This window comes from Amycolatopsis sp. WAC 01416 (assembly GCF_003947485.1).
Classification (GTDB): domain Bacteria; phylum Actinomycetota; class Actinomycetes; order Mycobacteriales; family Pseudonocardiaceae; genus Amycolatopsis.
Genome location: NZ_QHHX01000004.1, coordinates 610,827 through 633,403 on the forward strand (window position 1 = coordinate 610,827; position 22,577 = coordinate 633,403).

24 protein-coding genes are annotated in these 22,577 nt (G+C 68.5%); 17 read left to right on the forward strand and 7 right to left on the reverse strand.

The window, feature by feature from the left end; translation table 11 throughout:
- Positions 1-140 precede the first annotated feature (140 nt).
- The 6 genes from rpsB (at position 141) to DL990_RS16640 (ending at position 5,895) form a co-directional block, all read left to right on the forward strand.
- Positions 141-1,025 carry a 30S ribosomal protein S2 gene (rpsB, locus tag DL990_RS16615; protein ID WP_125799194.1) on the forward strand — a complete coding sequence of 295 codons (885 nt, stop codon included), beginning with the start codon at positions 141-143 and terminating at the stop codon, positions 1,023-1,025.
- Between the two features lie 93 nt (positions 1,026-1,118).
- The gene (gene tsf / locus DL990_RS16620; protein ID WP_125786496.1) at positions 1,119-1,943 is read left to right on the forward strand and encodes a translation elongation factor Ts; all 825 of its coding nucleotides are present in this window, start codon (positions 1,119-1,121) and stop codon (positions 1,941-1,943) included.
- A 92-nt stretch (positions 1,944-2,035) separates the two neighbouring features.
- Positions 2,036-2,779 carry a UMP kinase gene (gene pyrH, locus DL990_RS16625; protein WP_005154669.1) on the forward strand — a complete coding sequence of 248 codons (744 nt, stop codon included), beginning with the start codon at positions 2,036-2,038 and terminating at the stop codon, positions 2,777-2,779.
- 51 nt (positions 2,780-2,830) lie between these two features.
- Positions 2,831-3,388 carry a ribosome recycling factor gene (gene frr / locus DL990_RS16630; protein WP_125786495.1) on the forward strand — a complete coding sequence of 186 codons (558 nt, stop codon included), beginning with the start codon at positions 2,831-2,833 and terminating at the stop codon, positions 3,386-3,388.
- Complete coding sequence (locus DL990_RS16635; RefSeq protein WP_125786494.1) at positions 3,388-4,302, forward strand: phosphatidate cytidylyltransferase; 915 nt, start codon at positions 3,388-3,390, stop codon at positions 4,300-4,302. Before frr ends, DL990_RS16635 begins: the two co-directional genes overlap by 1 nt.
- Positions 4,303-4,383: 81 nt before the next feature.
- Positions 4,384-5,895 carry a carboxylesterase/lipase family protein gene (locus DL990_RS16640; RefSeq protein ID WP_125799276.1) on the forward strand — a complete coding sequence of 504 codons (1,512 nt, stop codon included), beginning with the start codon at positions 4,384-4,386 and terminating at the stop codon, positions 5,893-5,895.
- 40 nt (positions 5,896-5,935) lie between these two features.
- Here the strand turns inward: DL990_RS16640 and DL990_RS16645 are convergent, their stop codons facing one another.
- Positions 5,936-6,781 carry a VOC family protein gene (locus DL990_RS16645; protein WP_125786493.1) on the reverse strand — a complete coding sequence of 282 codons (846 nt, stop codon included), beginning with the start codon at positions 6,779-6,781 and terminating at the stop codon, positions 5,936-5,938.
- Positions 6,782-6,897: 116 nt separating this feature from the next.
- Between DL990_RS16645 and DL990_RS16650 the strand changes: the two genes are divergently transcribed.
- Positions 6,898-7,746, forward strand: a complete 849-nt coding sequence (locus DL990_RS16650) for a class I SAM-dependent methyltransferase (protein WP_125799195.1) — start codon at positions 6,898-6,900, stop codon at positions 7,744-7,746.
- Here DL990_RS16650 and DL990_RS16655 read toward each other — a convergent pair.
- Positions 7,683-8,303 (reverse strand): PadR family transcriptional regulator, encoded by a 621-nt coding sequence (locus DL990_RS16655; RefSeq protein ID WP_125799196.1) that lies wholly within the window; start codon positions 8,301-8,303, stop codon positions 7,683-7,685. The two genes, DL990_RS16650 and DL990_RS16655, sit on opposite strands and share 64 nt — an antisense overlap.
- Positions 8,304-8,468: 165 nt before the next feature.
- Here DL990_RS16655 and rlmN point away from each other — a divergent pair, with 165 nt between their 5' ends.
- Together rlmN and DL990_RS16665 are read left to right on the forward strand one after the other, a co-directional pair.
- Positions 8,469-9,575, forward strand: coding sequence for a 23S rRNA (adenine(2503)-C(2))-methyltransferase RlmN (rlmN, locus tag DL990_RS16660; RefSeq protein WP_125786490.1), 1,107 nt, complete (start codon positions 8,469-8,471; stop codon positions 9,573-9,575).
- Between the two features lie 31 nt (positions 9,576-9,606).
- Positions 9,607-9,879, forward strand: a complete 273-nt coding sequence (locus DL990_RS16665; RefSeq protein ID WP_125786489.1) for a hypothetical protein — start codon at positions 9,607-9,609, stop codon at positions 9,877-9,879.
- A 22-nt stretch (positions 9,880-9,901) separates the two neighbouring features.
- Here DL990_RS16665 and DL990_RS16670 read toward each other — a convergent pair whose 3' ends face one another.
- Entirely contained in the window at positions 9,902-10,486 is a 585-nt protein-coding gene (locus DL990_RS16670) for a dihydrofolate reductase family protein (RefSeq protein ID WP_125799197.1), read from the reverse strand.
- Between the two features lie 108 nt (positions 10,487-10,594).
- On the opposite strand from DL990_RS16670, the gene DL990_RS16675 reads away from it, so the two are divergent.
- Both DL990_RS16675 and DL990_RS16680 read left to right on the forward strand, forming a co-directional pair.
- Positions 10,595-11,044, forward strand: a complete 450-nt coding sequence (locus DL990_RS16675; RefSeq protein WP_125799198.1) for a hypothetical protein — start codon at positions 10,595-10,597, stop codon at positions 11,042-11,044.
- Between the two features lie 87 nt (positions 11,045-11,131).
- Entirely contained in the window at positions 11,132-11,947 is an 816-nt protein-coding gene (locus DL990_RS16680; protein WP_125799199.1) for a DUF1206 domain-containing protein, read from the forward strand.
- Between the two features lie 53 nt (positions 11,948-12,000).
- Here DL990_RS16680 and DL990_RS16685 read toward each other — a convergent pair whose 3' ends face one another.
- From DL990_RS16685 to DL990_RS16695, 3 genes are all read right to left on the reverse strand, one after another.
- Positions 12,001-12,324, reverse strand: a complete 324-nt coding sequence (locus DL990_RS16685; protein WP_125786485.1) for a putative quinol monooxygenase — start codon at positions 12,322-12,324, stop codon at positions 12,001-12,003.
- A gap of 18 nt (positions 12,325-12,342) precedes the next feature.
- A complete protein-coding gene (locus DL990_RS16690; protein ID WP_125799200.1) occupies positions 12,343-13,119 on the reverse strand; it encodes an acetoin reductase in 777 nt (258 codons plus the stop codon).
- Positions 13,120-13,196: 77 nt separating this feature from the next.
- Positions 13,197-13,970, reverse strand: coding sequence for a helix-turn-helix domain-containing protein (locus DL990_RS16695; protein ID WP_125799201.1), 774 nt, complete (start codon positions 13,968-13,970; stop codon positions 13,197-13,199).
- 91 nt (positions 13,971-14,061) lie between these two features.
- On the opposite strand from DL990_RS16695, the gene DL990_RS16700 reads away from it, so the two are divergent.
- The 4 genes from DL990_RS16700 (at position 14,062) to DL990_RS16715 (ending at position 19,054) form a co-directional block, all read left to right on the forward strand.
- Positions 14,062-14,865, forward strand: a complete 804-nt coding sequence (locus DL990_RS16700) for a sulfite exporter TauE/SafE family protein (protein ID WP_125799277.1) — start codon at positions 14,062-14,064, stop codon at positions 14,863-14,865.
- A 128-nt stretch (positions 14,866-14,993) separates the two neighbouring features.
- Entirely contained in the window at positions 14,994-16,979 is a 1,986-nt protein-coding gene (locus DL990_RS16705; protein ID WP_125799202.1) for a peptidase S8/S53 subtilisin kexin sedolisin, read from the forward strand.
- An 81-nt stretch (positions 16,980-17,060) separates the two neighbouring features.
- The gene (locus tag DL990_RS16710) at positions 17,061-18,242 is read left to right on the forward strand and encodes a cysteine desulfurase-like protein (protein WP_125799203.1); all 1,182 of its coding nucleotides are present in this window, start codon (positions 17,061-17,063) and stop codon (positions 18,240-18,242) included.
- Positions 18,243-18,499: 257 nt separating this feature from the next.
- The gene (locus tag DL990_RS16715) at positions 18,500-19,054 is read left to right on the forward strand and encodes an isochorismatase family protein (protein WP_125786479.1); all 555 of its coding nucleotides are present in this window, start codon (positions 18,500-18,502) and stop codon (positions 19,052-19,054) included.
- A gap of 6 nt (positions 19,055-19,060) precedes the next feature.
- Here the strand turns inward: DL990_RS16715 and DL990_RS16720 are convergent, their stop codons facing one another.
- Positions 19,061-20,485, reverse strand: a complete 1,425-nt coding sequence (locus DL990_RS16720) for a PP2C family protein-serine/threonine phosphatase (protein WP_233620489.1) — start codon at positions 20,483-20,485, stop codon at positions 19,061-19,063.
- Between the two features lie 371 nt (positions 20,486-20,856).
- Here DL990_RS16720 and DL990_RS16725 point away from each other — a divergent pair, with 371 nt between their 5' ends.
- Together DL990_RS16725 and DL990_RS16730 are read left to right on the forward strand one after the other, a co-directional pair.
- Positions 20,857-21,681 carry a GAF and ANTAR domain-containing protein gene (locus tag DL990_RS16725; RefSeq protein WP_370307327.1) on the forward strand — a complete coding sequence of 275 codons (825 nt, stop codon included), beginning with the start codon at positions 20,857-20,859 and terminating at the stop codon, positions 21,679-21,681.
- 28 nt (positions 21,682-21,709) lie between these two features.
- Positions 21,710-22,573, forward strand: a complete 864-nt coding sequence (locus DL990_RS16730) for an alpha/beta fold hydrolase (RefSeq protein WP_125799205.1) — start codon at positions 21,710-21,712, stop codon at positions 22,571-22,573.
- Positions 22,574-22,577: the final 4 nt, after the last annotated feature.

A 22,577-nucleotide genomic window follows, 5' to 3' on the forward strand; every position in this document is an offset into this window, starting at 1 on the left:
CCCTGGGGTCACTTCACTCCCGGGTCCGGGCCCGAGCATCGGCACCAGGGCGATCGGCCACCCGGCCGAGAGCGACGAACCGAGCAAGCGCGTCCCGGCGGAGCCGGGCGCGCACGACACAGAAGAGGTTGATTCCGGCAATGGCCGTCGTCACCATGAAGCAGCTGCTCGACAGCGGCGTGCACTTCGGGCACCAGACTCGTCGGTGGAACCCGAAGATGAAGCGCTACATCTTCACCGAGCGCAATGGCATCTACATCATCGACCTGCAGCAGACGCTGACGTACATCGACCGTGCGTACGAGTTCATCAAGGAAACCGTCGCGCACGGCGGCACCATCATGTTCGTCGGCACGAAGAAGCAGGCTCAGGAAGCCATCGCCTCCGAGGCCTCGCGCGTGGGCATGCCCTACGTGAACCAGCGCTGGCTCGGCGGCATGCTGACCAACTTCCAGACGGTGCACAAGCGTCTTCTCCGCCTGAAGGAGCTCGAGTCGCAGGAGCAGACCGGTGGTTTCGCCGGCCTGACCAAGCGCGAGATTCTCACGCTCACCCGTGAGAAGGACAAGCTCGAGAAGACCCTCGGCGGTATCCGCGACATGGCCAAGGTGCCGAGCATCGTGTGGATCGTCGACACGAAGAAGGAGCACATCGCCGTCGGCGAGGCTCGCAAGCTGAACATCCCGGTCGTCGCGATCCTGGACACCAACTGCGACCCGGACGAGGTCGACTACCCGATTCCGGGTAACGACGACGCGATCCGTTCGGCCGCGCTGCTGACCAAGGTCGTGGCCGAGGCCGCCGCCGCCGGTCTGATGGCCCGCTCCAGCCGCAACGGTTCCTCCGCCGACGCCAAGCCCGAGGCCGGCGTCGCCACGGACGAGCCGCTGGCCGAGTGGGAGAAGGAGCTGCTCGCCGGCTCCGAGACCGCCGCCGCGGACGCCAAGGAAGCGGCCGCCGCGACCGAGGCGCCCGCCGAGGCCGCCACCGAGGCTCCGGCCGAGCAGGCCACCGCCTCCTCCTGATGCACCCAGCCCGTGGGGCCGCCTCCGGGCGGCCCCACGGGTGACTTCCCCAAAGACTTTTCTCGTACCTGAAAAAGGACGGACACACCCACGATGGCGAACTACACCGCCGCAGACGTGAAGCGTCTCCGCGAGCTGACCGGCTCCGGCATGATGAACTGCAAGAAGGCGCTGGAAGAGAACGACGGCGACTTCGACAAGGCCGTCGAGTTCCTGCGCATCAAGGGCGCGAAGGACGTCGGCAAGCGCGCCGAGCGCGCCACCGCCGAGGGCCTCGTCGCCGGTGAAGGCGGCGTGCTGATCGAGCTCGACTCCGAGACCGACTTCGTCGCGAAGAACGAGGACTTCCAGACCCTCGCCGCGAAGATCGTCGAGGTCGCGAAGGCCGAGAAGACCAGCGACGTCGAGAAGCTGAAGGCCGCCTCGCTCGACGGCAAGACCGTCGACGAGCAGGTCCAGGAGCTGGCCGCCCGCATCGGTGAGAAGCTCGAGCTGCGCCGTGTCGCCGCCTACGAGGGCACCACCACCACGTACCTGCACCGTCGCGGTGCCGACCTCCCGCCCGCCGTCGGCGTGCTCATCGAGTACACCGGTGAGGGCGAGGCCGCCGCCGAGGCCGCTCGTGGCGCCGCCATGCAGGTCGCCGCGCTCAAGGCCAAGTACCTCACCCGCGATGAGGTCCCGGCCGAGATCGTCGAGAACGAGCGTCGCGTCGCCGAGGCGACCGCCCGCGAAGAGGGCAAGCCGGAGCAGGCCATGCCCAAGATCATCGAGGGCAAGGTCAACGCGTACTACAAGGACAACGTCCTGCTCGAGCAGCCGTCGGTCAAGGACAACAAGAAGACCGTCAAGGCCCTGCTCGACGAGGCCGGCGTGACCGTGAGCCGGTTCGCCCGGTTCGAGGTCGGCCAGGCCTGATCCAGGCGCGGAACACAAGAATCACCACTGTGCCCCGTCTCCGTCCATCGGGGACGGGGCACAGTCGGGTTCAGAGCATTAGGGAGGGCGACATGGGTGTCCGGGTCGAAGGCGGATACCGGCGGGTGCTGCTGAAGCTGGGCGGCGAGATGTTCGGCGGCGGTTCCATCGGGGTTGATCCGGATGTGGTGCACTCGGTCGCTCAGCAGATCGCCGACGTCGCGCGGACGGGCGTGCAGATCGCCGTCGTGATCGGCGGTGGCAACTACTTCCGCGGCGCGGAGCTGTCGCAGCGCGGCATGGACCGCGACCGCGCGGACTACATGGCGATGCTCGGCACCGTCATGAACTGTCTGGCGCTGCAGGACTTCCTGGAGAAGGAGGGCCTCCCCACGCGCGTGCAGACCGCCATCACCATGGGGCAGGTCGCCGAGCCGTACATCCCGCGCCGCGCCGAGCGCCACCTTGAGAAGGGCCGTGTCGTCATCTTCGGCGCAGGGGTCGGCATGCCGTACTTCTCGACGGACACCGCCGCCGCGCAGCGCGCGCTCGAACTCGGCTGCGAAGCCGTCTTGATGGCGAAGGCCGTCGACGGCGTCTACACCGCGGACCCGAAGAGCGACCCGACGGCCGAGATGTTCCACGAGATCAGCCACCGCGAGGTGCTGGAACGGGACCTCAAGGTCGCCGACGCCACCGCGTTCAGCCTGTGCATGGACAACAACATGCCGATCATCGTGTTCAATCTGCTCACCGAGGGGAACATCGCCCGTGCGGTCAGTGGTGAGAGGATCGGCACCCTGGTCGACACCCCCGCCGACGGGGTGCCCGCGTAGTCCTGCCCTGACCTTCGCAATCGGTACGAATACACAACTACGGGAGTTGCCGTGATCGACGAGACCCTCCTCGACGCCGAGGAGAAGATGGAAAAAGCGGTGTCCGTCGCCAAGGAGGACCTGTCGTCGGTACGCACCGGCCGGGCTCACCCTGGGATGTTCTCGCGCGTTGTCGTCGACTACTACGGCGCGCCGACCCCGCTGAACCAGTTGGCGGGCGTCAACATCCCCGAAGCCCGGATGGCGTTGATCAAGCCCTACGACCAGACCTCGCTCAACGCCATCGAAAAGGCGATCCGCGAGTCGGACCTCGGCGTCAACCCGAGCAACGACGGCAACGTGATCCGCATCGTGATCCCGCAGCTCACCGAAGAGCGCCGCCGGGAGATGGTGAAGGTCGCCAAGGCCAAGGGTGAGGACGCCCGCGTCTCGATCCGCAGCGTCCGCCGCAAGGCCAAGGAAGAGCTCGACCGGATCAAGAAGGACGGCGAGGCGGGCGAGGACGAGGTCGTCCACGCCGAGAAGGAACTCCAGAACCTCACCGACACGTACAGCCACAAGGTCGACGAGCTGGTGAAACACAAGGAAGCCGAGCTACTCGAGGTCTGATGAGCCAGGTGAGCGAGGAACGCGAGGACCGGGTGGAAAACCCGGAACCGGTTCCGGCCACAGCGCCGGATTTTGAAACCGTGCCGGAACCGGCGCAAAAGGTTTCCCGCGCCGGCCGCAACCTGCCCGCCGCGATCGGGGTCGGGCTGCTGCTGGGGGCGGCGATCGTCACGTCCCTGCTCACCGTCCGCTTTTTGTTCATCGGCATCATCGCGATCGCGATCGCGGTCGGCACGATCGAGCTGGCCGGGGCACTGAAGCGCGCGGCGGGCATCCGGATCGCGCTGGTCCCGGTACTCGTCGGCGGTCAGGCGATGATCTGGCTGGCGTGGCCGTACGGCCGTGAAGGCGCGCTGACGGCGTTCGTGCTGACGGTGCTCGTCTGCCTGCTGTGGCGGTTGCCCGGCGGCGCGGACGGCTATCTGCGCGACATCAGCGCGTCTGTTTTCGCCGTCGCGTACATCCCGCTTTTCGGTGCCTTCGCCGCGATGCTCGTCCCGCCGGAGGACGGCGTCGGCCGGGTGCTGGCGTTCATGATCGGCGTTGTCGCTTCGGACACCGGCGGCTACATCGCCGGTGTACTGGGCGGCAAGCATCCGATGGCGCCGAGCATCAGCCCGAAGAAGACTTGGGAAGGTTTCGCCGGTTCGCTCGTGGCCGGTGTGGTCGCCGGCGCGCTGACCCTGAGCCTGCTGCTCGACGGCCATGCCTGGCAGGGTGTGCTGTTCGGCGCGGCGATCGTGTGCACGGCGACGCTGGGCGATCTCGTCGAGTCCCTGATCAAACGTGATCTCGGGGTCAAGGACATGGGGAACATGCTGCCGGGCCACGGCGGGCTGATGGACCGCCTCGACTCGTTGCTCCCCTCGGCCGTCGTCTCCTGGTTGCTGCTTTCGGCGTTCGTCCCCGTCTAGGGAAACGCAGGTGACAAGCCCGGAGCGCTGGGCCAGGGTCGGAGTATGCGCACTCAACGGATGAGTAAGCGACTTCTGGCCATGGCACTGAGCGTGGTGACGCTCGGCGCCCTGACGACGACCGTGGCGGAAGCGGGCACGAGCCCGGTCGTCCGCACGGATTCCGGCCCCGTTCGCGGCGTGAGCACCGGCGAATACCGGAGTTTCCAAGGCATTCCGTTCGCCGCACCGCCGGTGGGCGACCTGCGCTGGGCGCCGCCGCGGAGCCCCGAGCCGTGGACCGCCGTGCGGGACGCGACCGAACCGGGGCCTCGATGCGCGCAGGGGGCGGGCCTCGGTTCGCCATCGAGCGACGCCGAAGATTGCCTGTATCTCAACGTGATCAGCCCGGCGGGGCCGGCGCGTAAACCGCGTCCGGTGATGGTCTGGGTGCACGGTGGCAGCTTCACCTCGGGTGCGGGCAGCGACTACGACTTCAAGCGCATGGCACTCGGCGGGGACGTCGTGGTGGTGACCGTGAACTACCGGCTGGGTGTGTTCGGCTTCTTCGGGCATCCGGAACTCGGCCGCGACTCCGGTGCTTTCGGCTTCCAGGACCAGCAGGCCGCTCTTCGCTGGGTGCAGCGCAACGCGCGTGCCTTCGGCGGAGATCCCCGGAATGTCACGTTGTTCGGCGAATCCGCCGGTGCGATGAGCACTTGCGTCCAGTTGGCCTCTCCTTCGGCCGCGGGGCTGTTCCACCGCGCGATCGTCCAGAGCGGTCCGTGCACGCTGACCTGGCCCGACGGCGGGTTCTTCCCCAGTGTGCCCGCGGGCTCGCCGTACCTGCCCCGCGCCGAAGTCGAAGCGATGGGTGCTGAAGGGGCCGGGAAACTCGGCTGCGCCGACGTCGCCTGCATGCGGCGGCTTCCGGCCAAGGATCTGGTGAACCAGCCGCTCGGGACCCCCGCGTTCGGCACCGGCCTGCTGCCCGCACATCCGGCCGACGCGCTGAAAGCGGGGCACTTCGCCCGCGTCCCGGTGCTGACGGGGGTCACCAGGGACGAGGCGAGACTGTTCGTCTCCCTGTTCCCCGGGCAGCCGTTCACCGAGGAGCATTACCAAGAGCTGCTGCGGACCGCGTTCAAGGAGAAGGCGCCGCTCGTCGCCGCCCGGTACCCGTCGGCGAAGCACGGCGGCCCGGCGATGGCGTTCGCGGACGCGATGACCGACCGGATCTGGGGCTGTCCGCAGGTGGGGACCGAACGGTTGCTGCGCGAGCGCACGCGAACCTTCGGCTACGAGTTCGCCGACCGGGACGCTCCGCCGCTTGTCCCCGCTCCGCCGGGAATGCGTTCCGGCGCCGCCCATGGATCCGAATTAGCTTATTTGTCTGATTTGGCTGGCTTTCCGGCGAAATTGACGCCCGCGCAGCAAGAGCTCGCGGCGCAAATGATTCAGTACTGGACCGCGTTCGCGCGAACCGGGAATCCGAACGGTGGGGAACTGCCGAAGTGGCGTCCCTCGCCGCGGACGCAGTCGCTGGCGCCGGGCCGGATCGGCCCGGTCGACCTCGCGGCCGTGCACGACTGCGGGTTCTGGGCGGGACTCTGACGAAAGAGCCGGGGTGACGTCGTCGCCCCGGCTCTTCGTTTCAGTCGTCGTAAGGATCGTCGACTTCGGCGGTGCCCCAGCCCTCGGTGGCCCGGGAGTGGTCGATCACCGCGAACACCGAACCGTCGGGGTCGGCGAGGATCGCCATCCGGCCGTACGGGGTGTCGTAGGGCTGGACCACGACGGCGCCGCCGAGCATCAGGGCCTGCCCCGCCGCGGCGTCCGCGCCGCGGGCCGGATCCAGTCCGAGGTAGACCATCCAGTGCGGGGGAGTGTCCGGCCGGTATTCCGAACCCATCACGTACCGGTACAGCACCGGTTCGTGCTCGATGAGCCATTCGGCGTAGTCGAGGGACGCGCCGTCGCCGATCTGGTGGCTGGTGTAGTTGAAAAGGCGGCAGTAGAAATGATCCGCTGCCGCGCCGTCGTGGGTGTTGAGATCCGCGCCGCTGAAGGTGTTCGGGACCCCGGTCGCGAACTGCCAGGTGGCGGGCGGCTCCCAGAAGACGACGTGTGCGCCGCACGCGTCGATGGCGTGGATGATGTTGCCACGATGGGGAATCGCCATCGGGCCGAGGGTGACCCGGCCGCCGAGGCTGTCCACCCATTCGGCGGCCGCGGCCGCCTGGGGAACCGAGATGTGGACGCTCCAGCCGGTCGGCCCGTCGGTGCCCGCGCGGTACAGACCACCGGTGGGGACGCCGTTCAGTGTCGCGATCGAGTACCGGCCGGTCGGCGTCGCCGGATCACGCTGGACGGTGAACTCCCAGTCGAATAACCCACTGTAGAAGGCTTGTGCGGCCGCTTCGTCTCTGCATGCGAGCTCGATCCAGCACGGGATTCCTGAAGGGATGACGGAAGTGTGGGCGGCCGAGCCGAGCGACATGCGGTTCTCCCTTTCCGGTGGGAGTAAAGTCTAGTCGCTGACCGCATTGTTCCCGTTAAAGATTTCGACCCGGATGAGCATGGAACCCAGCCCGGTGTCCCGTCGTTGGAGCTTCCGTGCGCTGGTTTCCCCGAGCTGTCTCCTCCTTCCGCCGCCGCGGCGACGAGGTGCTGCCGAGTCCGAACATCTGGTACTACCAGAAGGCCTACGAGGTCGAGAACCGCGCGCAGGACGTCGACGACGAGATCTGGCGCGTGCTCGGCGGGTGTCGCGACTGGTCCGGTGAGGACGTCCTCGACATCGGCTGTGGTGACGGGTTCCATCTGCCGCGGTTCGCCGCGACGGCGCGGTCGGTGGTCGGGATCGAACCCCATGAGCCACTGGTGCGCGACGCGCGGAACCGGGTGGGGGAACTGCCGAACGTCGAGGTGCGGCAAGGTCGTGCGCAGCGGCTTCCCTTGCCGGACGCGGCTTTCGACGTCGTCCACGCGCGCACCGCGTACTTCTTCGGCCCTGGTTGCGAACCCGGTCTTCGCGAAGCGGAGCGCGTGCTGCGGCCTGGCGGGACCTTGATGATCGTGGATCTCGATGTGGCGAGCGAGCCCTACGGACGCTGGATGCGGCTGGATCTCCCGCGGTACGACCCGCCCGGGGTCGAGAAGTTCTTCGCCCGTCAGGGTTTCGACTGCCGCAAGGTGTCGACGCGGTGGCTGTTCGAGGACGCCGCCGCGATGGAAGCCGTGCTGAAGATCGAGTTCAGCGCTCCGGTCGCGGCGAAGGCGACTGCGGAGGTCCGGCGTCTCAACGAGGTTTCGTCAGGTCCCGGGGAAAAGCGGATGACGCTGCCGGTGGGCTATCGCGTGCACACGCGCACCAAGCCCACCGGCCTCGTCGTGCCAGGTCACTCCGCGTCCTCGGCGGATGTCTCCGGAGTGCCGTCCTCGGCCTCGCCGAGGATGCCGTAGATCGTCCGGCGTGCCTCGTTGAGCACGTCGACGGTGCGGGCCTGCTGGCTTTCACTGCCGGCGTGCATGACCTGCGCGACCGCCGCGGCCAGGGTCGTGGCCGCCTTGCGCAGGTTCACCTCGGCCGGGTCGACGTCGTGGGCGATCTGTTCCCACGGCGGGACGGCGTCCTGCTGTTCGGCCGCGGCGCGGCCGGATTCGGTGAGTTCGAACAGCTTCTTGCCGCTCTCGTCCTTGCTGATCACCAGGCCTTCGTCGGCCAGCATCTGCAGGGTCGGGTAGACCGAGCCGGGGCTCGGCTTCCAGAAGCCGCCGCTGCGCTCGCCGATCTCGCGGATGATCTCGTACCCGTGCCTCGGCTGCTCGGAAAGCAGCGCGAGGATCGCGGCGCGGACGTCACCGCGCTTGCCGCGCCTGCCGCCGGGGCCACCGCGACGGCCGTGCCGGTGCCGATGTCCCGGACCGCCCGGCCCCGGGGGGAAGTCGCCGAAGCCGCCGCGTGCCCAAGGCCCGAAGGCGGGACGGCCGTGTTCTGGAGGGAAAGGTCGTCGTCGCATGATGTGAATCCTCTCTACGTACTGTTCCGACATGTTCACGATATATCGGAACCAGTCGTCTCGGCAACCCTTTCTGTGTGAGTTGGGTCTCAGAGGCTTGTGTGGATGCGGTGAACCGGGGCGGCTCGGGTGCGTCGAAGGTGGACATGGGACAATGGTTGAGCTATGACTGCCCTCCCTCTCGTCTTCGACGCGCCCAAGCGCGGCCTTCCGCCGCGCCACCTCGCCGACCTCACCGCCGCCGAGCGGGCCGCCGCCGTCGCCGAGCTGGGTGAGAAGCCGTTCCGTGCGAAGCAGTTGTCGAACCACTACTTCTCGCGGCTCACGGTGAACCCCGAGGAGATGACCGACATCCCGGCGGCGTCGCGGGAGAAGCTCGTCGCCGATCTGATGCCGCCGCTACTCACCGAGATCAAGGCGCTCGCCTGCGACGACGGCACCACTCGCAAGACCTTGTGGCGCGCGCACGACGGGACGCTCTTGGAGAGCGTGCTGATGCGCTACCCGGATCGCGCGACCCTGTGCATCTCGAGCCAGGCGGGCTGCGGCATGGCGTGCCCGTTCTGCGCGACCGGGCAGGGCGGCCTCGACCGGAACCTCTCGACCGCGGAGATCGTCGACCAGGTCCGCGCCGCCGCCGCCGTGATGCGCGACGGACTGATGACCGGCGGCCCCGGCCGTCTGTCGAACATCGTCTTCATGGGCATGGGCGAGCCGCTGGCGAACTACAAGCGGGTGGTCGCGGCGGTCCGGCGGATCACGGACCCCTCGCCGGAGGGGCTCGGGATCGGCCAGCGTTCGGTGACGGTGTCGACGGTGGGCCTCGCCCCGGCGATCCGCAAACTCGCGGACGAGAAGATGCAGGTGCGGCTGGCGGTTTCGCTGCACACGCCGGACGACGAGTTGCGGGACACGCTGGTGCCGGTCAACGAGCGTTGGTCGGTGGACGAGGTGCTGTCCGCGGCCCGGTACTACGCGGACACCTCCGGACGGCGGGTGTCGATCGAGTACGCGTTGATCCGGGACATCAACGATCAGCCTTGGCGGGCCGAGCTGCTGGCGAAGCGGCTTCGCCAGCACCTGGGGCAATTGGTACATGTGAACGTGATCCCGTTGAACCCGACCCCGGGTTCGAAGTGGGACGCCTCGCCGAAGCCGGTGGAGCGGGAGTTCGTCCGGCTGGTGAACGCGGGCGGAGTGGCGTGCACGGTGCGTGACACGCGTGGCCAGGAGATCGCGGCGGCCTGCGGTCAGCTCGCCGCCGAGAACTGAGTTTCCTTTCAGTGATGGAGAAACTGTCGTGATGTATGCCCCCAGCCTGCTGGACCCGGCTGCGGAGGAGCTGAAGCTCGCGGACGTGATCGGCCATGGCGCGACCGGTGTCGCGCGCGAGGCCAGGACGTTGCTCGGCGATCGGTTCAGCTCGGTGACCTTCACGTACGTCCTGATGCGGGCGTTCGAGGTGGAGTACATGGCGGCGCGGGACGCTTCGCGGTGGCACGAGTTCCACGGCGGGCCGTACGCGCTTTCGGATGCCGACCTCGAAGCCTTGCTGGCTCCCTGGCTCGGCCGCTGACTGATCCATCCACTGTGGACGGTCAACTCGATTCGTGCACGGTTGGCCGGTAGACGAGCTGCTGGACGCGCCCGTCGAACGTCCGGCTCTCGAGCAGTTCGAGGTCGAAGTCGGCCGCACCCCGGAAGAGCGAGCCGGCACCGGTTTTCCCGGTGATCACCGGGAAAACCGTCACCTGGAGGCGGTCCACCAGACCGGCGGCCATCAGCGCCCGGTTCATCGCCAGGCTGCCGTGCGAGCGCAACGGCACGTCGGACTCCTTCTTGAGCCGGGCGACGACGTCGACGGCGTCACCGCTCACGAGCGTCGCGTCCGGCCAGTCCAGCGGTTCCCGCAGCGTGGTCGACACCACCGTCGCCGGAAGGTACTTCATCCGGGTGACCCACGGGTCCAGTGCCTCGGTCGCCACGACGTCCGCGTTGAGCATCTCCAGATTCGCGCGGAACGTCGTGGCGCCGAACACCATCCTCTGCTCCTCGGAGTACAAGGCGAGGCGGTGTTCGAGCAGTTCAGGCCCTTGCTTGCCCCAGTAGCCGCCCCAATCGCCGGTGGCGGAGCCGTAGCCGTCGAGGCTGGAAAAGACGTCGAACGTGTAAGTCGCGGTCATGATGCTCCTTCGAGGTTGTCTCTCACTCTGGCGACGAACGGGCCCGGCGGTATTCGACATCGCCGCGAAAAAACATGCCGGGCGTCGTCGAAGTGACAGGATGCGGACGTGTACAGCCTGCAAGCCGTCATCGTCACCGAGTCCGCACGCGGTGAACTGCTCGATTCGGTCCAGGGAGCGCGCCTCGTCGCGCTCGGACAGCACCTGTCACTGCTGCCGTTGACCGAAGTGCCGGCCGACGCCGGAGTGCCCGGTTTCGGCGAATTCTGGACCGCGCCCGCGGGCTTTGATCGGCTTCTCGCCGAGTGCTCCCGGCGCGGTGCCGTGGCGTACGTCGAAGCCGAGTACTTCGGCGGCACCGGGACGCAGTCCGCACAGGTGTGGGACAGCGGAGAGACAGTCTTCGGACCACAGCATCAGGCTGAGGGCGAGTCCGGCGGCAGTCCGATTTCTCAGGCGCTTCGGTGGCTCGGGGTGGTCAAGGGAGATCACTTCGACGAGTTCGACGCCGTCGGGCTCGGCAGGCACCGCGACACGGACGACTGGCTCCTCGCTTAGGCGCACTGGGCCGGACGGACCAGTCACCCGGCGTTCTTCGCCTTCGGCCGTGACACTCGGTTGAAGACAGCGAAGGAGGTGGACCGGATGTCCGCGACCAAGGCGAGACAGGTGCGCCACAACAAGGCCGTCCAGGTGCTCGGACGGATCGGGATGGGCTGCTACGGCCTGGTGTACCTGCTCATCGGGTACCTGGCGATGCGGGTCGCCATCGACGGTGGCGGCCAGGAGGCCGACGGACGCGGCGCGATCACCGAGGTCGGTTCGACCCCGGTGGGCGGCTTGCTGTTGTGGATTCTGGCGGCGGGGTTGGTGGCATACGGCCTGTGGCAGGCCCTGCTGGCCGCGGTCGGCTACACCTGGATCGACAAGCAGCGGACCCGCGCCGTCAAGCGGGTGACGTCCGGAGTCCGTTGCCTGGTGGGGATCTCGCTCGGCGTCTACGCGGCACGTGTCGCCGCGGGCGCGGGGCAGCAGGGCAGCGGTGACCAGAAGCAGCAGGAGTTCACCGCGCGGTTGCTGGCGTTGCCCGCCGGGCCGTTCCTGGTGACCGTGGTGGCCGTCGTCGTGTTCGGTGTCGCGGTGGCTTCGGTGGTGAACGGGGTGCGCCGGAACTTCGTGCGGGATCTCGACCTCTCGCGCCTCCCGTCGGGGACCCGGCGGTGGGTGGAGCGGCTCGGGAGGATCGGTTATGTGGCAAGGGGTGTCGTGTTCGGCATGGTCGCGGTGCTGGTGGGATACGCGGCGCTGACGCACGACGCGTCTCGTTCCGGTGGGCTCGACGCGGCCCTGCGGACCTTGGCGGCCCAGCCGTTCGGCACTGTGCTGCTCATCGTGGTGGCCGCCGGGGTCGCGGCTTTCGGCGCGTACTGCCTCGGGGCGGCACGGGCACAACGGGGCTGAGAACCGGCCTTTCCCGCCTCGGTCCAGCAAGGAACCGAGGCAGGAGAAGGAATCTACTCGACGGCCAGTTCGCCCAATTCCGACCAGCCGTCCTGATCGACCTTCGCGTTGACGATCCGCGGTGTCTCGGCCAGGTAAGGCGGCAGTTCACGTTGAGCCGTGCGGAAATGCTCCGAACCGACATGGGCCGCGCCCGCGTCGTCGTCGCGGAACGCCTCGACGAGCACGTATTCGTTCGGGTCGTCGAGGCTGCGAGACCAGTCGTACCAAAGACAACCGGGTTCGGCGCGGGTCGCTTCGGTGAAATCGCGCGCGATCTCCGGCCACCGGTCTGCGTGTTCGGGACGAACCCGGAACTTCGCCGTTATGAAGATCATGATCGTCCTACTTCCTGCTCAGGAGAATTGGATTCCTCCGTCGATCATCACCGACTGGCCGGTCATGTAATCGGAATCCGGGGAAGCGAGGTACGACACGTACGACGCCACGTCCTCGGGAACCGAGACCCGGCCGAGGTGGATCAGGTTCGAATACTTCTCGATCGCCTGCCCCTTCCGGATTCCTTCCGACTCCGCCAGTTTCTCGTCGATGAGGTCCCACATGGCGGTCCCGACGATACCCGGGCAGTACGCGTTGACGGTGATGCCGTGCTTCGCCCATTCCATCGCGGCGGCCTGGGTCAGCCCGCGCACCGCCCACTTCGACGCGGAATAGTGGCCGAGCAACGCGAACGGGCGATGGGCGACGATGGACGCCGCGCCGATGATCTTGCCGCCGTCGCCCTGTTCGATCATCTGCTTGGCCGCGGCCTGGTAACAGAGGAACATGCCGCGCGCGTTGACGGCCATCATCCGGTCCCAGTCCTCCGGGGTCACTTCGAGCAGCGGGAGGACCTGCGCGATCCCCGCGTTCGCGACCATGACGTCCAGGGAACCCAGCGCGCCGACGGTCTCGCCGACCATGGCGGTGACCGACGCCGGATCGGAAACGTCCGCCGTGACCGCGGCCGAGCGTCGTCCCGCTTCGCGGATCTCCTTGGCGACGGCCTCGAGTTCCGCCTCGTTGGCGGCGACGTCGTTGACCGCGACGTCGTGCCCGTCGGCGGCGAGCCGGAGCGCGATCCCCTTTCCGATCCCTCGTGCCGCACCGGTGACGAGTACGTTCTTGCTCATGCGCTGAACTCCCTTGTTCGCCTGGGCTTGAACGGAAGGTAGGGGTGCGGGAGAATCAAGGGGAGGGGTGTCGTGTCTCACTTTGAGACAGCGGCACGGTAGTCCCTCGGCGACGTGCCGAGCAGCCGGGTGAACATGGTGGAGAACGCGGCCGGGCTCTCGTAGCCGAGCGAGGCGGCGATGCCGGCGATCGGACGGCCGTCCGAAAGCAGCGACAGCGAATGCAGGACGCAGGCCCGTTGCCGCCAGCGGGCGAATCCCATCCCGGTCTCGGCGGTGAACATCCGGTTCAGCGTCCGCTCGCTGACGTGCAGCCGGGACGCCCAGGCGCGCACCGGCTCATGGATGTCCGGATCGTCCAAAAAGGACTCGCACAGCGTGCGGAGCCGTTCGTGCTTGGGTAACGGGAGATCGAGCTGGACCGGGGCTGAGCGGCGGATCTCGTGCAGGGTCAGGCCGATGACCGCGGCGTCCCGCCCGCGCGGGGTGTACAGCTCCGGCACGCCGACTACCTCGTTCAGCAGTTCCCGGAGCAATGAGGAGACTTCGACGACCTGGCAGCGCCGCGGGAACCACGGCACCGCCTTCGGCTCGATGTACAGGCTGCGGGTGCTCACGGTGGTCGTGAAGACCTGATGGGTGGTCTCCGGCGGAACGAGCACCGCGCGCAGGGCCGGGATGGTCCACGTGCCGTCGGCCGTTTCGACCCGCATTGATCCCGTCGCGCTGTAGAGGAACTGCGCGCGACGGTGCCGATGCGGGGGAATCCGGTGCCCCGGTGGGTAATCGGTGCGGATCGCCACCACCGCGCGGTCGAGGTGGTCGACCTCGTCGATGGGGATGTCACGCACCTCACCCAGCCTACGCCGGGTGTCTGATCCGCGAAAGAAACTGGCGTCCTTTCGAATGCCCGCCGCGCCGGTGACGCCTACGGTCGAAGGAGTGCTGATCGAGATCCTGGTGCTCCTCGGGTTCGGCTGCCTGAGCGGCGTCACCACCGTCCTTTTCGGATTCGGCGGCGGATTCGTCACCGTGCCCGTCGTCTACGCCTTCGCGCTCGCCGAGCCGGATCACGCCCTGGGTGCGATGCACGTGGCGGTGGCCACCTCGACCGCGGTGATGGTGGTCAACGCCGGCAGCGCGACCCTCGCCCAACTGCGGACAGGGCGGCTTCGCCGCGACTATCTGTGGCCGCTCGTCGCGTTCATCGGCCTGGGCGCCGTGCTCGGGTCTTTCGCCGCCACCGTGGCCGACGAGAGCGTCCTGCGCTGGCTCTTCGTCGCCTACCTCGCGCTGACCATCGCCGATAGCTTGGCAAGGAAGGGGTTCGTGAGCAGGCGGGACGACATCCGGCCGCGTGCGCTCGGCGGGCTCACAGCCACCGCCGGCGGGACCGGGATCGGTGCCGTGGCGAGCTTCCTCGGCGTCGGGGGCAGCGTGCTGACCGTCCCGCTCATGCGGCGCAAGGGCCTGCCGATGGCCGACGCGGCCGCGCTGGCGAATCCCCTGAGCCTCCCGGTGGCGGTGATCGGCACGGCGGTCTACGCCTTCGCGGCGACGGGCACGGCTTCGGGCACCGCCCACCTCGGCTACATCGACCTGGTGGCCGCGGGCGCGCTGCTGTGCGGCTCGTTGCCGACCATCGCCGTGACGCGCCGGGTGGTCGGCCGGATCCCGGACCGCGCGCACGCGATCGCGTACCTCGCCCTCCTCACCGCCGCATTGATCGCGATCGTTGTCCGGTAGTGGTCGGATGAGTTCCGCCGATGTCAAGCCCTTGACAGGGAATCGGCGCCATGGCAAGGGGTTATCGCCAGGCAAAGATCCGATGAATCCTCTATCTCTTTTGCGGATCTTGCGCCAAGATCTCCCGCATGAAACTGAGATCGATCACCAAACGCATGTTCGTTCTCGGGCTGCTGACGGTTCTCGGGACCACCGGGGCGACGTCGGTGGCCACCGCCGAACCCCAGCGACCGCCCGCGGACGTCAACGCGACCGGACTGCCGCGCGGCGGCTGGGAGCCGGTCGGCCCGAACAGCATCGGCGGGTTGCTGGCCGCTTCCCCCGCCGGGCTCGCGATGATGCAGCCGAGCCCGCCCGCGTTGTGGCTCTCCGGCGATCGCGGCGCTTCGTGGGCCGCGCGCCGGGGCCTGCCCGCGGAAACCGTCATCCAGGGGTTCTTCGCCGATCCGGTGAACCCGGACCGGATGCTCGCGGTGGGAAACAAGACCGCCGGGTTCCAAGGCGAGTGGCGCGGCCTCCTGCTGAGCACCGCCGACCGCGGCCAGAGCTGGGAAACCCTGCGCGAGTGGTACCCCGACGGCGCGTTCGGCATGGCCACGGATCCGGCGGGCCGGGTCGTCGTGGTGCAGAACCTCGATTCGCTGAGTGTCAGCATCGATGGCGGCGTGCACTGGAACGACGTGCCGAGGACCTGGCCGCGCGAGGGGATCGCCGCGCCGGTCGGCGCGCTCAAACTCACGCTGGTCGGTGACGACGCCTACTTCGCGACGGTCTACCCGGAGTACGCGCTCTGGGCGGTCCGCGGGGTCAGCGGCAAGGAGCCGCGGGCCGAACTCGTGTACCGGGCCGACGGCGAGGTCGGGCAGGTCGCTTCGGACGGCAAGCTGCTCGTGGTCACGGTCGGCCCCGAACTGCACGGCTCCACCGACGGCGGCAAGACCTGGACGGTGCTGCGCCGCGATCCCGGCGGGCAGCCTCTGCGCGAACCGCGTTTCGTCGGCGGGCGTTTGTACGTCTCGACGTATAACGACATAGACGTCAGCGCGGACGGCGGCCGCACCTGGACCCGCAAACCGGTGCCCGCACCGGGCGAGGGCGTCAGCGACATGATCGATCTCCCCGCCGCGGCGGGCAAATCCGCCACCACGCTGATCTCCTCGCTCTACCGCGGTGTGTACGCGGACGCCGGCAAGAGCGGCTACCGGCAGATCGGCGTACCCGGCGAATCCATTCGCGACCTCGTGACCACCGGGAACCTCCTGCGGGAGCACGTCGTCGCGGCCGGTGTGCAGGAGATCTACAACACCCCGCTCCCGCGCGGCAAGGTCTCCGCGGCGGACCGGGTCTGGCAGTCGCATCCCACCGACCGGCTGCACGAGGACGCGCGCCTGTCCGTTTCACCCGGCCGCCCGGACGTCGTCTGGCAGGTCACCCGGAACGGTTTCGCGCTCGACGTGCTCCGCAGCGGCGACGGCGGGCGGACCTGGCAGTTCGCGGCGAAGGCGAAACAAGGTCTTCCGCGGGCGATCTTCGCCCATCCGGCCGCCCCGGACAGGATCTTCGTCTCGGCCTTCGCGCCCAGCGGCTACGTGCTCTACCGCAGTGACGACGCGGGGAAGACCTGGGAAAAGCTCGCGACCGACAGCGGTTTCATCGCGTTCGCCGGTGACCCGTGGAACCCGGACCGGGTCTGGGGCGGCGACTCTCAGGGCCTGTCCCGGTCGGACGACGGCGGCAAGACCTGGACCCATGTCTCCGGCGAACCGGTCAGTTCGATCTCGGTCAGCCGATGGGGTGGCGGACGCGTCCTCGCCGGTGGCGCGGGCATCCTGCTCAGCGAGGACGACGGCCGGACGTTCCGCCGCGTCCGCGACGGTGAGAGTCCCCTCGGGATCAGCCGGATCCTGCCGCATCCGTTCGACTTCCGGGTGTGGTTCGCGAGCGACTCGACCGGGGGAGGCGTGCTGCGCAGCACGGACTTCGGCCGCACCTGGTCGCCCGTGCCCGGCGCGCTGCCCGACACCAGGGTGCTGTCCATGGCGATCAGCGCGGACGGCCGGTACCTGTTCGCGGGCACCGCGCAGTCCGGGGCGTACCGGCTGAACCTGTACTGAGCACGGGACGCTTCGTGGCAGGCGAAAGTTCCGGCCACGAAGCGTTTACCCGGTCCCGCATCGGATGTCAGAGTCGGGGGCATGGCCATCGACGTCGCCGCTCTCCGGCTTCACTTCCCCTCCCTCGCCGACGGAACCGCCTTCTTCGACGGACCCGCGGGTACCCAGACACCCCAGCCTGTCGCCGACGCCATCGTCGGGACACTGACCGGTCCACTGTCGAACCGGGGCACGGTCAGCCCGTCCGAACTCAACGCGGAGCGGGCCGTCTCGGACTTCCGCGCCGCCTACGCCGACTTCCTGAACGTGCCTGCCGAAGGCGTCGTCCACGGCCGCAGCGCCACGCAGCTGACGTACGACTTTTCCCGGCACCTGGCCAAGGACTGGCGTGAGGGGGACGAGATCGTCGTCAGCCGTCTCGATCACGACGCCAATGTCCGGCCCTGGGTGCAGGCCGCCGAACGGTCCGGGATGACCGTCCGCTGGCTCGACATCGATCCCGGAACCACCGATCTCGATCTCGATTCCCTCGTGCTCACCGAGAGGACGAGGCTGGTCGCGGTCACGGCGGCCTCGAACGTCCTCGGTACCAAACCGCCGATCCGCCGGATCGCCGATCTCGCCCACGACGCCGGGGCGCTGGTGTTCGTGGACGGCGTGCACTATGCCGCTCATGAACTCGTGGACGTTCCGGCGCTGGGGGCGGATTTCTTCGTCTGCTCGCCGTACAAGTTCCTCGGCCCGCACTGCGGGGTGCTCGGCGCGTCGCCCGCCCTCCTCGAAACCGTCGAGCCGGACAAGCTCATGCCGTCACCCGACGCCGTGCCGGAACGGTTCGAATTCGGCACCCTGCCCTACGAGCTGCTCGCGGGCGCGACGGCTGCGGTGGACTTCCTCGTCGCGCTCGACCCCGGAGCGGGCGGAACACGGCGGGAGCGCCTCGCGAACTCGATGAATTCGTTGCACGAGCACGAAAGCACGTTGCGCGCCAGGCTGGAGAAGGGACTGGGCGACGCCGTCACCGTCCATGGCAAGGCTGCCGACCGGACCCCGACCGTCCTGATGAGCCTCGGCGGCCGCGAGCGTGAGGCGCAACGGCATCTCGCCGAGAGGAACGTCGTCGCTCCGGCAGGCTCCTTCTACGCCTACGAAGTCTTCGCGGCCTTGAAGCTGGAAGATCCGGCGCTCCGGGTCGGGCTGGCGCCGTACACCAGCGCCGAGGACGTCGACAGGTTGCTGGACGGGCTTTCGACGTTCGGGTGACGACCACAGCGGACAGTTGAGAGGGTCCTGGCGGCAGGGGGTCGTGAGTGGCGTTTCGGGTTAGAACCCGAAACGCCACTCACGACCACCGGCGCCGACCACACCACCTTGAGGCCGGTCACAAGACCCGTTCGCCCGAGCCCGACGTCCGGCGCAACGCGAAGGCGCTGGCCGTCCCCGGCGCTTGATCGCCGGTTCTTGTCGGTGCTCCGGGTTAAGGTCTGCGGCAGCAGCCTGACCAGGAGGGACATCACGTCATGACCACTCTCGACAACCGGCCGAACACCGCGCTTCTCGTCGTCGACGTCCAGAACGCCGTCGTAGACGAGGGCCACGAGCGCGACGCGGTGGTGGCGAACATCGGCGGGCTCGTCGGCAGGGCACGGCGGGAAGGCGTTCCGGTCGTGTGGGTGCAGCATTCCGACGAGGGGCTCGTGCGTGGCAGCGAAGAATGGCGCATCGTCGGCGAACTGAACCGGGAGGACGCCGAGCCGCTCGTCGAAAAGTCCTATGGGGACTCGTTCGAGGACACCGATCTGGAGCAGGTCCTTGCCGAGCGCGGGGTCGGGCGGCTCGTGGTCGTCGGTGCGGAGACCGACGCCTGCATCCGTTCGACGCTGCACGGCGCCATGGTCCGCGGATACGACGCGACGCTGGTCGGCGACGCGCACACCACCGTGGACAAAACGGAGCGGGGAGCGCCCGCACCGGAGCAGGTCATCGCGCACACGAATCTGTACTGGCGGTATCAGGCCGCGCCGGGCCGGAAAGGAGGGACGGTCAAGAGCGAAGACGTGGATTTCAGCGGCTGAACCGCTTCATGGCCGGCGTGCGACCAGCAGACCTGCGTCTCCGGTGAAAGCGCCGCGGCAGTGGGACTTCGCCGCATGGAGCACGCGCCGGGTGGTCTCGGGTGGTAGTCGTCCGGCATGGGCGTTCAGGTATTCGGCGAGCTCGAACCGCTCGCCGTCGGCGTCACGCGCGTCCGAGAGGCCTTCGGTGTGCAGGACGAAGAGATCTCCGGACCGGAGGTGGGCGGTCATGATCCGGCCGGGCGGCCCGGCGCCGAACGGCGGCCGCGGCACACAGTCCACTGTGGACGTACGGTCCGCTTCGTGCTCGGTGCCGAGCACGATCGGCGGCGGCCCGCCCGCTTCGAGATGGCGCAGGTCGCCGTGGGCGAGGTCCAGTTCGGCCAGCGTGCCGCGAACGGCGGCGCCGTCACCGAACTGCGTCGAGAGCGCTTTGTCGACAGCGGTCTCCTGGCCGCGCAGGTCCTGGCCCTCGCGGCGGGCGGACCGGTAGGCCGCGAGCGCCGTCGAGACCATGAGACCCGCGGACGGGCTCTCCCGGCCCGCGTCGAAGATGGCCAGCCATGCCGTCGTTTCGGAAAGGGCGTAGTCGAAGGTGACACCGCGAAGGTCGTAGGCGGGCTCGACACCGCCCGCCACCGTCACGTCGCGTGTCGCCGCCGTCAACGGGGGCAGGTTGTGCCAGAGCAACTCCGCGGTGGGGTCGCGTCGTCGTCCACGCCTTGTCATGTCGAGGGCGTCGCCATAACGCATCGCGGCGGCGATGAGATGGCCTGCCAGCGACGCGAGCCACCGGCACTGGGTTCGCAGGGCGGGGTCGTGGAGGTCGGTGTCCGCACCGGCTTCGACCTCGAGCACGCCCATCCGCTCGTCGCCGTCGAGCAGCACGGCCCACAACCGCGTTCCTCCCGGCTCCTCGGCCAGCAGGGTGTCGACGTGCCGGTAAGCGTGACCGGCGCTGCTCGTCTCGATGGGCAACGGTGCCCGGCTTGAGACCGACCCTCGCATCGGAAGGAGATGACGCTGGTCGTAGTCGGCGAGGTAGACGGCGATCTCGACGTTCAGCGCACGCCCCGCGGCGGCGATGACCTCGGGCAACCGCTCCGGGGCGGCATGGTGGGCACCGTCGAGGAGCCCCAGCAGGGCGGCCAGAGTACCGCGCGGGCGGGTGCTCTCACCGGTCTCGCGGCTGTAGGGCGCCCGCGGTACGCCGGAGAGTTCGTCGAGCCGCTCGTTAACCGCGTGGGTCACCATGTCCCGCTGGATTCTGGGCAGGGGGAGCACGCCCTGCAGGAACGCGTCCAGTTCGACCTCGCTGACGTCGCCGCCCAGGGCGAAATACCTCAGCCACAGTTGCTCCACGGTGAGCCCGGTTCGTGCGAAACACGCGGCGACGATCCGTCGTTGCTCCTCGGCCTTGAGGGCGGACACGGTGATCACCCCCTGTTCTCGGCGACACCGGCCTGGATACCAACCACGACCCGGGATGAAACATGAGTCGGGCACATGATCGGCTGTACCGTTGCGGCGCGGTGACGGTTAGGCCAGGTGGACGAACGATTCGGGGCCATCGCGACAGACCGAGACGATCCGGGACGGGCGGAACATGGGGCGCGGGAGGCCGGGTGATCGCATTCGGCTAAGGTCGTTTTCCGAAAGCGGTTCTGAGCGTTGAGAAGTTAGCGCCGATCCGCCGGTAACCGGGTTGGTTGCGGCGGTTGATGGTGCGCGCTCGGCGCCGGTTCCCGCCGGTGACTCCCGTGGTGCATCACGCCGATGTGCAGAAGTGGGAGAGGCGGGCTTTGGCCGATGAATTCGACTGGCAGCAGGACAAGAACCGATTCGTCGAGGATGTCGGCGACGGCGAACTGCCGGTGACCTCCGAAAACGGCGTTCGGCTCATAGCCGGGCCACTGGTCAACCAGTTCGTAGCCCTGACCAGGGCGTTGCTGGATTCCGGTTCGATCGGGGCGGTCCTCGAACGGGTGGTCTTCGCGACGCGCGATCTGGTGCCGGGCGCTGATCTGGTCAGCGTCACCCTCCTCGATCCCGACGGCGGGTTCCACACACCGGTGCGGACCGACGAGATCGCCGGCGAGCTGGACCAGCTGCAGTACCAGTACGGCGAGGGTGCCTGCGTCGAGGCGGCGCGGGTTTCGGGACCGGCCGCGGCCTTCAGCGACAACCTCGCGGAGGACGCCCGCTGGCCGCGCTTCGGCCCGGCAGCCGCGGCGCTCGGCTTCCATTCGCTGGTCTCGACGGCCTTGCTGCCGGAAGCGTCGAGTTCGCAGCTTTCCGGTGCGCTGAACGTCTACTCGCGGCGTCCCCACGGCATCGCCAGGGCCGACCGCGACGTGCTGCTGCTCCTGGCGACGCACGCGTCACTGGCCTTGGCGACCACGCACGCGGTCACCCGCGGTCAGCTCCAGGAGGAACAGCTCCAGCAGGCGCTGGACAGCCGGGACGCGATCGGGCAGGCCAAGGGCATCCTGATGGCGCGGCGCGGAATCGACGCCGCGGAGGCGTTCGAGGTGCTGCGGCACACGTCGCAGAACATGAACGTCAAACTCCGGGAGCTGGCGGAGATGCTGTCCAAACGGCATACCGAACTGCAGCTGCCCGACTGACCGTCCGGCTGCGGCTACGATCGCGATCATGGGTTTCGGTGAGCTGGAGTTGTCGCGGACGTTCGACTGGCGTGGCCGTTCGGTGGCGTGGGAACGCCTCGGCGAAGGCGCCCCGGTGGTGCTGTGCCACGGGACACCGTGGTCGGCGCAACTGTGGGCGCCTTTCGCGCGAGCGCTCAGCGAAGAGTTCGCCGTGTACGTCTGGGACATGCCGGGATACGGCCGTTCGTCCAAGGAACCCGGCCACGCCGTCGATCTCGGAACGCAGGGCGAGCTTTTCGCCGACCTGCTCGAGCATTGGGGGCTGGCGGCCCCGCACGTGATCGCCCACGACTACGGCGGGGCGGTTTCCCTGCGCGCGAAGCTGCTGCACGGTGCCGAGTACGCCTCGCTCGCCTTGGTGGACGTCGTCGCGCTGCGGCCATGGGGCTCGGAATTCTTCCGGCTCGTCGCGGAGAACGCCGAGGTCTTCCAAGCGCAGCCGCCGACCGTGCACCGGGGCGCGCTGGAGTCCTACATCGCGACGGCCTCCCACCGTGGTCTCACCGGAGCGCAACTGGCCACCCTGACCGGGCCTTGGCTGGACGCGCGGGGGCAACGTGCGTTCTACCGGCAGATCGCCGAGGCGGACGTCCGGTACACCGACGAGATCCAGGACCGCTATCCGGAACTCACGTTGCCGGTGAAGGTGATCTGGGGTGCGGACGACACGTGGATCCCGGTGGACCGCGCGGAACAGCTCGCCGGCGCGATTCCCGGCGCCCTCCTGGACGTCATCCCCGATGCCGGGCATCTGATCCAGTACGACGCACCGGTCGAATTGGCCTTTTCCCTGCATCGGTGGCTCACGGCGGAAGTGGACCGGTGGGGATCCGCCGGGAGCGGACGCTGAAAGG